Raw genomic sequence first — 12113 nt, forward strand, 5'->3', positions numbered from 1 at the left:
CGGCATATTGCACTACCGGACCAGAGGTTTCGATTATGAGAATCGTGAATGCGGAGCTTTTAATGCCAACGGCGGAAGAGATAAAAAAAATTGTGAAAATGGCTTATGAAGCCGGTCGTGCAAAGGGCCGCGAAGAAGCGCTCTGCGAATTGCGGGGATTTACGGCGTCCCCCCTTGATGGGAATGCGGACGCTGACAACGCCGCCGGAACGAGAGGAGAGTCCGATCGCGAAGCAACCATTTATCAGATATTCACGGCAGGCAAATGCTAGTTTTTTGATGTTCGCGCTGCGAAAGTTTTTCATACTGATGACGAACGGGCTGGCGTGGCCGCAGACCTAGGCATGCCCGAGGCTTTGGTGAGTTCCCGTGCGAACGCGGAACGCCGCCCTCGAATGAACCCCTAATCGGCTTAATCCTCAGAGACGGCACCCGCGTGGACGCTGCCGAGGCAACCGGTTAAGTCAGAACCCGGGTTCCGCTGCCAATTTTGCCACGTCGAGCACACCAGCACCAGCCGCCGGACTATAGCCATTCGCACCATTATAAAACCAATTGTCGCCGGTTGTAATATATCTGATGGGGCCTCCCCCACGCCTTTTCGCGGCATTGTTGCGAATGAGATTATAAAGGGAGGTGTTGAGTAAGCCGAGTCTGCTGCTGGCGTTTTGGCAGAGGAGCGCCGTGACGCCATTCAACTGCGGTGAGACGAAGCTCGTGCCGCCGAAGGACGTAGCAGTGCCAAAGCCGTTAATGTCAGAGGTATAGTCGATGGAGTAGCCTGTGTTGAAATCGGCGTTTGCCGAGACGTCTGGGACGTTGCGTCCCTTGAAGCCGGCCGGGAGCGGCTGGCCTAGCACCCTTTGGCCCCTAGCGCTGGTCTTTATACCGGCGAGAGGTACAGCGTTTTTCCCTCTCGTGGTCATTTGATAGCTGGGAATGTTAAAAACAACGCTCACGCCGCCGCCACCGCCGATTGGAAAGATGCCGCCAAAGATGTCGCAGCTCTTAGGGGCTTCTCTTAAAGCCCTGCAGAGAGGTTTGAGGTAATCCTCGCCCCAGACACGCTCATTCGGGATATTGATGACAAATAATTTGGGTTCGCCGCGGATCGTGAGGACATATTGCTGCTTGCCTGGAAGGGTCGTGCCGCCCGCCGCGGTGATCGCTGGATCGCTCGCCGGATAATCGACCGTCACTGCACCGTCGGCGATACTCACACTGCCATCGACATCATAGGCGCCGTCATCGCCTGCGGCGGCGAACAGACTTTGCCCCTGAATGCCCGCCTGAAGGAATAACTCATGCATGGCTTGCGTGGTCGCAACCGTATCCCCTGTTGAAGGGTCGGTGACCGGATCGGACGATTCAAATCCTTCCCAAAGACCCCAGCTTGTCGAGAGGGTATCGGCCGCATTGTCGTCAATCGCTTGCGCAAAAGCATCAATATAGGGTTGCGAGCCTGTGTTGGGCGCCAAATAAACCCTGATCTTCGCTCCTGGCGCCACCCCTCCGGATTGCTCGACGTCGAGCGTGGTCTCGATGGAACCGGACGCATCACTGGGAGCGCCGGGGCCGCCATCGATATTGACGATCGTGATCCGCCCTGGATCAACCGTGAGCCCGACCCTTTGCCAATAGGCGAAGGCATCGCTTGGCGTGAAATTCGCGAGAGAGACGATACCAAGTGTGCGTCCGGTCCCCGTAACGCCGGCATCGTAAAGCGGCTTTACATTGTAATATTGGGCGAAATCCGCGACCGTCAAAGAGCCAAAACTATTGATGATATTTGCGCTGCCATTTTGCCCGCGCTGCTGAGCGTCGCGCAAGATAGCCGGAGCCTGCTTGGCATGCGGCCGAAAGCGCGGCCTTGTGTCGAATCCAACGACAGCGGTCACGAGGCCAGTGACAGCATCCGGCACTTTCGGACGCGTCAGCGGAGCGCGGAAACTATATGCGGATGTCCGGCCTTGCGCGGGAACGGCGAATTCATGCAACGTCACGCCGAAAGCATGATCGATGTTCGCCGGCGTCCCCGTCGCGTGCAGCGTCAAGGAAGACGCCCGCGCGACGGTCAGGCCATAGCGTTTCAGGTTCGCGGCCACCTTTGCGGCATCGGCCTCGGTCGGGCCGAATTGCGCCTTGAACTGTTGTGGCGTGAGAAACTTGTGAAATTGCGGGTCGCCGGCAGTCGTGAGCGCGCTGAGCAAGTTTTCCGCGCCATCGGGATCGCGCAGCCGCAAAACGACCGTTACCGAAATCTCGTTCTTGCTCGCGAGATTTTGCAGTGAGCCGCGATCTGTGGATTTGGGTGTGTCGGCCGACGGATAAGGCACCGCAGCTTGAGCCGCGGTCACACTCAGAACAAATGCGGCCGCAAGGAATTTGCACACTGACTGAGTCATCCGGAATCCTCATAGGCCGATAATATCCTGGATAGCCGCCAAGCGTTCGCTATTTGCCTCATTCCCACCTATCCAGCAAGCTTCCGCAGCTGCCACGGCCTGAACGTTGGACCGCATAATGGCTAGGCGCGGCATGTATAAAGACGTGCTGGGACTGTCGCGACGGGCGAGAAAAGTCCCCTGGCGCCGAGGCCACCTAACCACGCCGGTTGATCCACCAAAAACCAACCAAGAGGATGATCGCGACAATGATTCCTATACCTGTCATTGCAGGCTCCTGCTTTATTTGTTTGCGGATAAGCACACAGACCAGCGTCGCTAAATGTGCGCCTGCGCACAGCATAAAGACGTTTTGTCATTTAGATATGATCTCAATTAAGCACCTAAACATTTTTACAATGCCTGCGGGCGCCGTCCTTTCCTCCCAACGCGCCCGCAGTGTTGGTTTATTTCACAGAAACCATCCCTCGTTTCTTTCAGCGAGTTGCCGCCTTAGCAGCGTGTTGGCCGCATCCTTCCTTGTGATTTAGGCGGTATGACCCGAGCATTCATGGGCGCGGGATGCTTTGCCGACGTCGCGGGAAACGCCAGAGCGCGGTCGATCAGCGATCAATAATTGAGTTCATCATCCATGCTTCGCTCACGCTCTTCGCGGCTCTTTCGGGTGGCGGCTCCAAGCAGCGGGAACCAGCTTTCAAAGTTTCTGGGGTGTCCAGCTGCGCGCTAAGTTTCTGATTTTACTGGCGAGAGAGACGGGACTTGAACCCGCGACCTCCGGCGTGACAGGCCGGCGCTCTAACCAACTGAGCTACTCCCCCGCATTAGGCGGCGCGGCCCCGCCAGTGGAGACATGCCGGATAGGATAGGCGCGGGACCAAGTCAAGCGTGCGCGTAACGCCGATCGTTGCGATTCGCAAAAGGTCGGGCGATAAAAACGCTCGGACCGCCGACCCTCTCGGTGCTGGCGGTATATGAAACGGGCAATCTTGCCATGATGATCAAGCGAGCCTGCTGACAGTCTTCTGGCCAGGGTTAAAAACCAGCTTAAAGATGCGGAGGTTCGCCTAGCGGTAAATGGTTGCGCGCAGCTGGCGTGAGCGCGGGAGAGGTGGCGACAAGTCTGAGACCTCTTATCGGGGCATTATGCCAGACCCGCCGCCACTTGACGCTTCATCCTTGGGAAACATCATCAGACAGCGTATTTGCGCCAGACATTGCGTCAAAACTTCGATGATAACTCGCCTGGCGCATCAATGGATCGACGTGTGGCTCTGTTGCAACGCCGAGCCGGTTCATCCCAGCTTATGCTTGGCACGCGCCGCAAGCAGGTCTTCCATGTCATTTTCCAAGTTTGCGATCATCTTTTGATGGCTTTCGATGACCTGATCCTGGGTCATTGGGTCATAGGGAAGACCACGGGCCTGAGCCAGATCGACGTACTGGCGCTCTGCTTTTAAACCATCGGCCGTTTCTTGAATCTTTTGTTCAATCTGGGATTCTGTAAGATGGTCACATCGCACGATTGAAGCCCTCCATTGTTGTTGGTAGCCAAATGGACAGGTTCGCTGCAAGTTGTCGTGGCCACAAAGGGGAATTTTAAAACAGAACCGGATTGCCGGTTTGCGGGTTCCAACTTGTGCAGGGAAATTTGAGGCTCAGGATATGGTTGCAACCGGAGCCGGGCCGTGTGGGCCTAACACCAACCGATGCTAAAGGGCGACAAACAATGAGAATCCCATCACCCTTAGAATGGCTGCAGGAGCGTGGCGAGCAGTGGGATGCTATGCCGCCCATGCTCAAAAACATCATTGCTGGTTGCTTTGTGGCACTCACGCTCCTTGCCTGCTTGGCGCTTTGGTTTGGGGGCGGAATGTAAGTGAGGGGTCTGGCTGAGTTGGCGGCAGGTCCCGTTTTTACTTAATGTCTTAGTTTATATATTCTAATTAACTACTTGTTTTTATTGGTGGGCGGTGACGGGCTCGAACCGCCGACCCTCTCGGTGTAAACGATGGCATAGGCGGTTTTCCACTACTTTCTCATATTTTCTCAATGTTTCTAGCTTCCCGCAGTTGCTTGAAATCAGACAGGTTCTTATTTTCTCTGTGTTTCTGTGGATGGATGGCGTTGGGCGCAAACTGCTTCCCCCCTGCTTCCCCGGAACCCGGTGCGGTAACCAATGCCCAAGCTTACAAAGCGGATCATCGCTGCCCTCCAGTCAAAACCTGACGGCACCGACCTGTTCGCGTGGGATAGCGAACTTCGGGGTTTCGGAGTTCGCATGAAGCCGTCCGGCAGCGCCTCTTTCCTCGTGCAGTATCGGACAGCGCGAGGGCAGACCCGGCGATATGCTTTCGCCAAGGTTGGAACGCTCACCCCGGATGAGGCGAGAACACAAGCGAAGCGGCTGCTTGCGGAGGCGGAAACCGGCAGCGACCCTTCGGCACAACGCCATGAGGCGCGCCAGGCTCTGACTGTGGCCGAGCTGTGCGGCCAATATCTTGACGCGTTGCACGCTGGCCTAGTGATGACTCGGTTCCGCAGACCAAAACGCCCGTCAACCATCCTGAACGATGAAGGCCGCGTGTCTCGCCATATCCTTCCGCTGATCGGTAAGCGGCTCACTAGCGACCTCACCAGCGCGACCGTGCAACGCATGGTGGACGCCATTGCCTCCGGCAAGACGGCAGGAACATTCAAGACCAAAACACGCGGAAAAGCCGTCGTGGGAGGCGGGGGCGTCACAGCGGCGCGCACGGTCGAGTTGCTCGGAGGCATTTGGTCATGGGCCGAGAAGCGCGGGCTCGTCAGCGGCCCAAACCCGGCGCGCGGCGTTGAAAAACATCGCGGGGAAGCGAGTGACCGCTTTTTGTCGCCAGGAGAGATGGCAGCACTCGGGGCCGTGCTGCGAGAGCAGGAGCCGCTGCATCTGGCCGCGACCGCCGCCCTTCGTTTGATCGCTTTGACCGGCGCGCGCCGGGAAGAAATTTGTGCGCTTCGCTGGTGCGAGGTTGACGAATCCGCCGGCTGTTTGCGCCTCGAGACGACCAAGACCGGGCGATCGATCCGTCCAATCGGGAGGTCGGCGCTCCGCGTGCTCTCGACTTTGCCACGTGGACCGAGCGAATGGATTTTCCCTAACCGCGACGGGCGCGGAAGCGCGGACCTGAAAAAACAAATCGCTGGTTTGTTCGACGCGGCGGGCCTCACGGACGCCAGGTCGCATGATCTGCGACGTACTTTCGGGAGCCTTGCGGCTGACGAAGGATATGGCGATGCGACAATCGCGGAATTGCTTGGTCATGCGCGGCGAGGAGTGACGGCCAGACATTACATCCGACGCCCTGATGCTGCGCTGATTGCCGCCGCTGACCGCGTGGCCGAACGGATCGCTGCGTCGCTCGACGGGCGGAAAATAGGCGAAGTCATCGCCTTGCCCGGACGGAAAGCTGTTTGAATTCTCGAACGCGCGGGGATAGGCCGGCCAGCCGACAAGCGAGATAGTCCGCTCGTTTCCCTGCGTTCATAGGACATTCGCGAGGACACGCGATGAGTTTTCTTAACAAAAAGTGCGGCTCACAACCGCCGTTTCTAATTCATCAGGTTATTCCTAAGGATGGGAACGACCGCTTCGGGCTTCCTATTTTTTGGTCGCTTTTGGGGGAAGCCGACGAAGAGAGAAAAGCTCGGATCTCGGCTGTCGAGCGCCTAATCAAAGATGCCTTCGAGACCGCCGTCAGCCACCTTGGCCATAATGAGGCGCTCCGCTACTTTGCTGAAATCTCGAAGAAACCACCTAAGTGTCCGTCCGGGAAGTAGTTGAATCGGATGAATCATTTGTGATTCATTGGCGGCTGCCTGATTCGATGAGAGGCCGCCAATGTGGACGTCCGAAAACCGCCCGAAATACAATCGTGACAAACTGCGCTATCCGAGCGATCTGACGGACGATGAGTGGTCGCACATCGAGCCGATTATTCCACCGGCCAAACGTGGCGGACGCAAGCGCTCTGTTGAGCCGCGGGAAATCGTGAACGGTCTCATGTATGTGCTGAGCACGGGATGCCAGTGGCGTTACGTTCCCAAAGATCTGCCGCCCAAGAGCACGCTGTTTGGTTATTTCGACCTTTGGAACTGGGACGGCACGCTGGATCGCATTCATCACGCGCTCTACGTGAAGTGTCGCGAAGCCATGGATCGTGAAGCGAGCCCGACGGCCTGCGTCATCGACAGCCAGAGCGTAAAGAGCGCGGAAAAAGGGGGCGCCGCATCGATCCGAGCGGCTATGATGCTGGCAAGAAGATCAAAGGCAAGAAGCGCCATATCCTCGTCGATACGCTAGGCCTGCTGCTGCATGCAGTGGTGCATCCCGCCGACATTCAAGATCGGGATGGTGGCGTGCTTGTTCTGTCGACCTTGTTCGGCTTGTATCCGTTTTTACAAAAGCTCTTTGCTGATGGCGGATATCAGGGCCCGGTCTTTCAAAAGGCGTCGGCCAAAATCCTGCCGCATATACAAATCGAAATCGTCAAACGCTCCGATCAGGCCAAAGGGTTTGAGCTTCTGCCGCGACGTTGGGTTGTCGAACGCACCTTCGCTTGGCTTAATCGTTGCCGCCGCTTGGCCAAAGACTTCGAAAATCTCACCCGAAACGCACTCGCTTTTCTCCGTCTCGCCTCAATTCGTCTCACGCTCAGAAAGCTTTGTCTGAATTGATGAACTTTCCGGACCGACTCTAAGGGAAGGCAAGCTTACTGGAAGCGAAACCAAGGGCTGCTTGAGTTATACGACCGCGAAGTGAAAACCGGCCGCATCCCGCCCAAGTCTATTCCAAGTATCGTGGCTGCAAGGCAGTGCTCAAATAATTTGAGGTCGGCGCCGTCTGTTGCAAAGCAAATTCGCCGATTGGTGAAGCAGAGAGACATGCGCGCTAGGGCGGCTGCGGAAAGAATAAAAATGTTCCCGCCGACCTTGTTAGAGTTGGCGACGGCGCCGAAGCGCAAAGCGGACATATAGAAACGAAACTATATGTCTATCGCGTAGCACGAAAATTCTTGTAGATGAAATAGCCATTCTGAAGCTTTCTAAGGGAATGGCCATGAACCCCGCGCAATATCTTCGCCGCAAAGCCGCTGGTGAATATCTTAAAACTAAATATGGTTTCGGCTCCGAGAAAACTCTCGCCAAGCTCGCAACCGTTGGAGGTGGCCCGGCATATCGTAAGGCTGGTTCAGCGGTCCTATACGAACCGGCCGTGTTGGATGACTGGGCTCTTCGTAAAATCAGCGCGCCGCAAAAGTCCACTTCCGATACGAGGGCGGCGTGACCGATGCACCATTCAGAAACGGCGAGGGCCGCTCCTGCAATTGCGGGAAGCGACCCTCGGATCGATGAGCGCTTTGGGCGGCGGCTCGACGAAACGAGTACCACATTTCGCCAGCGTACGGAAGCTGCGAATAGGCTTCGCCTTCAATTTTTGGCCGCGCGGCTTCACGCCTTCGGCCTCGCGCCGTTTGCGTATTTCCTCCGAGAAATAGAAGGCGGTGCGGAAATTCGCAGCCACCTTGAGAAATACGCGCAACTCCCAACGGAATTTATCAAGGCTTATCGTGGCGACAGGTTCGGGCCAGCCCTTCACGCAATTGACGGGAGGGGCCGATGATCGACTTCGAGACGGTCAATCGGGCTGCACTGGCCGTTCTGCCAGCAATCTTGTTTCGGCTCGCCCCAGGTGGAAAGGTTCTCGGCCGGGAATACGTAGTCAGAAACCCAACGCGCGCGGACCATCGGCCGGGAAGCTTCAAGGTCAATCTGCGCACCGGTCGCTGGTGTGACTTCGCCACGGGCGATAAGGGCGGCGATCCAATCTCGTTGTACGCCTACATCGAAAATTGCTCGCAATGCGATGCGGCTATTTGGCTGGCACAGATGCTCCGCCTCGAAGACAGCGGGGGGGACGCCGCCATGGATAATCCAAATAAGCGCCCGGTGGCTCCCCTAACGGAAGTCGAACTCGCGGCGGCCCGCGCGGCTGTCGATCCATTTAAGGATGATGGCGAGCTTGTTTCGCCCGCTCCTGCGGATGCCCCGGCGATGCCGTTGGTTCATTCCAAATTGGGCAAGCCATCGGCGACGTGGACCTACCGGGATGCGAAGGGCGATACGCTGTTTTGTGTTTGCCGCTTCGACCCGTTGGGCGAGCGCAAGCAATTCCTTCCGTTGTCACTTTGGCGGGATACGAGCGGCCTCCGGTGGCGTTGGAAATCGATTCCGGGGCCAAGGCCGCTTTACGGCCTGGATAGGCTTGCGTCCAATCCAGGCGTGTCAGTGGTGATTTGTGAGGGCGAGAAATCCGCTGATGCGGCGGCGAAGGTGTTTCCTCGCTCCGTGGCCATGGCTTCACCTGGCGGATCGCAAGCCGCGGGGAAAGCAGATTGGGCGCCGCTAGCTGGGCGTAAGGTTCTCATATGGCCCGACGCGGACGAGCCAGGCCGGAAGTACGCGGGCGAAGTTGCTTCTATCCTTCACGGATTCGGTTGCGAAATCTCGATTATCGACGCGGCGGCATTGGCCTGCATGGCGCCGGACGGCGGCCATCGCGAAGCCGTGAAGAGTTGGGACGCAGCGGACGGCATCGACGAATGGCTGCCGGGCCTAGCCGCACTGCGCAAGGCCGCAGTGGGATTCGCCAAACCGTTTGAAAGCGTCGCAACTGTCGCAGTGTCGCAACGGGGCGATGGCCCGCTCCCCCTTTTCCCCGCGGTACCGGAAGCCGAAGCGTTCCCGGTGGATGCTCTAGGGCTGACACTTTCTCGCGCGGCCAAGGCCATTGCGAACAAGGTTCAGGTCCCCCTTGCCTTGGCAGCGCAATCTGTCCTTGCCGCCGCTTCACTCGTGGCATGCGCTCATGCCGATGTAGTTTTGCCATATGGGCAGCGACGGCCTCTCGCGCTGTTTTTTGTGACGGTCGCGGCAAGCGGCGATCGCAAGTCCACGGCCGACAATGAGGCGTTGTGGCCCGTCCACAAGCGGGAAAAGGCACTGCGTGAAGAATACGACGCCGCGATAAAAGAATGGCGCGTGGCCTTCGCTGCGTGGTCGGCTGAAAAGCGCAAGGTGGAGAACAATAACAAGATAGGCCTAGATGATCGCAAAAATATGCTGATTGCTCTTGGGGAGGAACCGGCAAAGCCGCTCTCACCCTTCCTTGTCTCTGGCGATCTGACGATTGAGGGTCTGACCAAAAACTGGCCCGGGGCTCACGCCGCGCTTGGAGTGTTCACGGCGGAAGGCGGAACGTTCACTGCCGGGCATGCCATGAATGATGACAATCGGCTAAAAACTGCGGCGATGCTATCGGAGCTTTGGGACGGCAAACCGATTAAGCGCGTTCGAGCCCTGGACGGGATTTCAATTCTTCCCGGCCGCCGTCTTGCAATGCACGTCATGATTCAGCCTGACGCGGCTGGCAGCTTTCTCTCGAATGAAGCCTTGCGGGATCAAGGCTTGCTCTCGCGGGCTTTGGTCGCGGCACCGGCAAGTATCGCCGGATCGAGGTTTTATAAAGAGCCTCAAACGATCGACGTAGCCGCAATTCATGCCTATGGCGCGCGGTTGCTCTCGATTCTCGAAAACGAGCCAGCGCTTGCGCCTGGAACGCGCAATGAACTTGATCCGCGCGAACTCCCCATATCGCCGGAAGCCGCGAATGACTGGCGCAAATTTTATGATCACGTGGAGAGCCAATGCGGCGCCGGCAGCGATCTTAAGGCGATAAAAGACTTTGCCGCAAAGGCGGCTGAACATGCCGCCCGGATTGCCGGGGTCATGACCATTGTCGAGGATCTACACGCGAAGGAAATCAGCACTCAAACCATGCGCGACGCGCTGACGCTAGCTGATTGGTATGTTGCAGAGGCGGTGCGACTGAAAATAGCGGGGCGCACAGACCCTCGGCTTATTCGCGCCGCGGTGCTCTTGGAATGGCTGCAAGCGCAACCTGAATGCCAGGCTGAGTTTCGCGAAATCCTCCGGCTCGGGCCGAGCCAGACAAGGTTAAAGGCCAGTGCCGAAGAAGCATTGGCAATCCTGACTTCCCACGGCTGGATTGTTGAAGCTTCGGCTCGGCCGCGCATTATCCGTGCCATTCGGGGAACGGGCCAATGAGCTACCAACGGTTCGAAATCTCTGAAATCCAAAATCCTCCACCTTGCGACACTGCGACAGTTGCGACAGTTGCACTGAATACGGTCGGAAGTGTCGCAACTGTCGCAGTGTCGCAAGCAAGTCAGGGACAGAAAACGGCTTTTTGGGAGGTAGGACAATCTCAAACCGTCGCAACTGTCGCAAGGGTACACGACGAAACTACGATTTCAGGGAGCGCTCTCGCTCCGGATGAAGTCGATCTCGACGAACGGAAAGGCATGGCCGCCGACAGTATGCCGGAGCCATATCTTGACGCTTGGGCGCGGCTGCAATGCCAAAAGCCGCTGCGGGTTTCGGATGATGACTGGCGGCAGGCCATCGATGCCGCTGGCCGGTTTCTCGACACCTGGGGAAACCTTGCCGTCGAATTCCAATGGACTCCCGCCGATCTGTTCGACGTGCCACGCGATGACAGTCCGGGCGGCCTCGCATGGTTTTTCAATGGCGAGACGGTTCGCAGCCTCGGGCCGGAACATGCCGTGACGATAAGCGACCGAATTTGGCGGAGGGCTAGACCCATGGCGGCAGCCCGATGACAGACGACATCCGATACAATGGGCGACTCAAATGACCGCGATCCCGCCTTTACTCGTGCTGGCCGCCGGCAGGAAAGTGCGCGCGCGCAAGGTACCGGTGATCAGGCCGAAAGAAAGCAAACTCCAATACGACGTAGCGGAGGTTTTGCGGTACCACGCACTTCCGACATGGCGCTGAGCCACTTGTCTTTAACGCTTCAATCTCTTCGATCCGAGTCCTAAGGTGATCCGCCATTTGCTCGGCAATCTTTTTTTCCAAGTCAGTCATCGAAGTGTCTTGCTGTTGTGTGATTTCTGATGTTATAACATATATATAAAATATGCATATGAATTTGCTGATTCTATCGACGTTTTTGCGGAAATTGACTGCCTGTTCCTGGGCGGCTGAGCCTTTCACCACACGGCCAATCTGCGGATTTTTTGCCCCGGGCCGGAAACCCACCAGGCACCAAAAGACATGATCCGACGTTCGCGATTAGGAAGGCGAATGCGATGCTCACGATGGAAGATCTAAAAGCTAACGATTGTCGCTGGCCCGCCGAGGCTGAGAATGGCGAGATGGTTTTTTGCGGTGAGCCAGTTCTGAATGATTGTCCCTATTGTGCCGCGCACGCGGCCGTCGCGTACAACAAACCGGCGCGAAATGTGGTCAAGAAGGCACCGCCACTGCCCCTGTACGCGGCGGTCCATTCGATTAAATAGCTGACCATCGTAGTTTTTTATCGCCCCATCCAGCGGCTCACCGCGCGGTCTGGGCCTTGCTGGTGGCCAACAGCTATCTTGAAGCGGAGGTGGAACGTCTGGAAAAGGCCGTGTCGCTGGGTTATGTGCGCGGCCGCATCAGGAGGCCACGAGGGTTGACCGGCGACCCCAGGCGCTGAGCAGCGGGTCATCCGCTCAAATTCGGGTGTTTCCGATCGTTCGCGACGGGTTGCCTCGAACGGTTTTGCGAACGCTGCCGCCTGAGAAC

The 12113-nt window shown here is 57.4% G+C and carries 8 protein-coding genes and 1 tRNA gene; 6 read left to right on the forward strand and 3 right to left on the reverse strand.

Going from position 1 to position 12113, the window contains the following annotated elements; all coding sequences use genetic code 11:
• The first annotated feature begins 44 nt into the window (after positions 1-44).
• Positions 45-272, forward strand: a complete 228-nt coding sequence (locus QEV83_RS01445; RefSeq protein ID WP_280129527.1) for a hypothetical protein — start codon at positions 45-47, stop codon at positions 270-272.
• 192 nt (positions 273-464) lie between these two features.
• Here QEV83_RS01445 and QEV83_RS01450 read toward each other — a convergent pair whose 3' ends face one another.
• The 3 genes from QEV83_RS01450 to QEV83_RS01460 form a co-directional block, all read right to left on the reverse strand.
• On the reverse strand, positions 465-2405 hold the full coding sequence (locus QEV83_RS01450) for a S53 family peptidase (protein ID WP_280129528.1): 1941 nt from the start codon (positions 2403-2405) through the stop codon (positions 465-467).
• Between the two features lie 741 nt (positions 2406-3146).
• A tRNA-Asp gene (locus QEV83_RS01455) sits at positions 3147-3223 on the reverse strand.
• Positions 3224-3697: 474 nt separating this feature from the next.
• Entirely contained in the window at positions 3698-3925 is a 228-nt protein-coding gene (locus QEV83_RS01460) for a hypothetical protein (RefSeq protein ID WP_280129529.1), read from the reverse strand.
• A gap of 656 nt (positions 3926-4581) precedes the next feature.
• On the opposite strand from QEV83_RS01460, the gene QEV83_RS01465 reads away from it, so the two are divergent.
• The 5 genes from QEV83_RS01465 to QEV83_RS01485 all read left to right on the forward strand — a co-directional run bounded on the left by QEV83_RS01465 (position 4582) and on the right by QEV83_RS01485 (position 11143).
• On the forward strand, positions 4582-5859 hold the full coding sequence (locus tag QEV83_RS01465) for a site-specific integrase (protein WP_280129530.1): 1278 nt from the start codon (positions 4582-4584) through the stop codon (positions 5857-5859).
• A 92-nt stretch (positions 5860-5951) separates the two neighbouring features.
• Positions 5952-6221 carry a hypothetical protein gene (locus QEV83_RS01470; RefSeq protein WP_280129531.1) on the forward strand — a complete coding sequence of 90 codons (270 nt, stop codon included), beginning with the start codon at positions 5952-5954 and terminating at the stop codon, positions 6219-6221.
• A 61-nt stretch (positions 6222-6282) separates the two neighbouring features.
• Positions 6283-7118, forward strand: a protein-coding gene (locus tag QEV83_RS01475) for an IS5 family transposase (RefSeq protein ID WP_280129447.1) whose coding sequence is annotated in 2 segments (ribosomal slippage) — positions 6283-6694 and positions 6694-7118 — 837 coding nt in all. Because the reading frame shifts where the segments join, the coding sequence is not laid out codon by codon here.
• Between the two features lie 942 nt (positions 7119-8060).
• Complete coding sequence (locus tag QEV83_RS01480; protein ID WP_280129532.1) at positions 8061-10568, forward strand: DUF3987 domain-containing protein; 2508 nt, start codon at positions 8061-8063, stop codon at positions 10566-10568.
• A gap of 257 nt (positions 10569-10825) precedes the next feature.
• Positions 10826-11143 (forward strand): hypothetical protein, encoded by a 318-nt coding sequence (locus QEV83_RS01485; protein ID WP_280129533.1) that lies wholly within the window; start codon positions 10826-10828, stop codon positions 11141-11143.
• The last annotated feature ends 970 nt before the right edge of the window (positions 11144-12113 follow it).

The organism is Methylocapsa sp. D3K7, assembly GCF_029855125.1.
Taxonomy (GTDB): domain Bacteria; phylum Pseudomonadota; class Alphaproteobacteria; order Rhizobiales; family Beijerinckiaceae; genus Methylocapsa.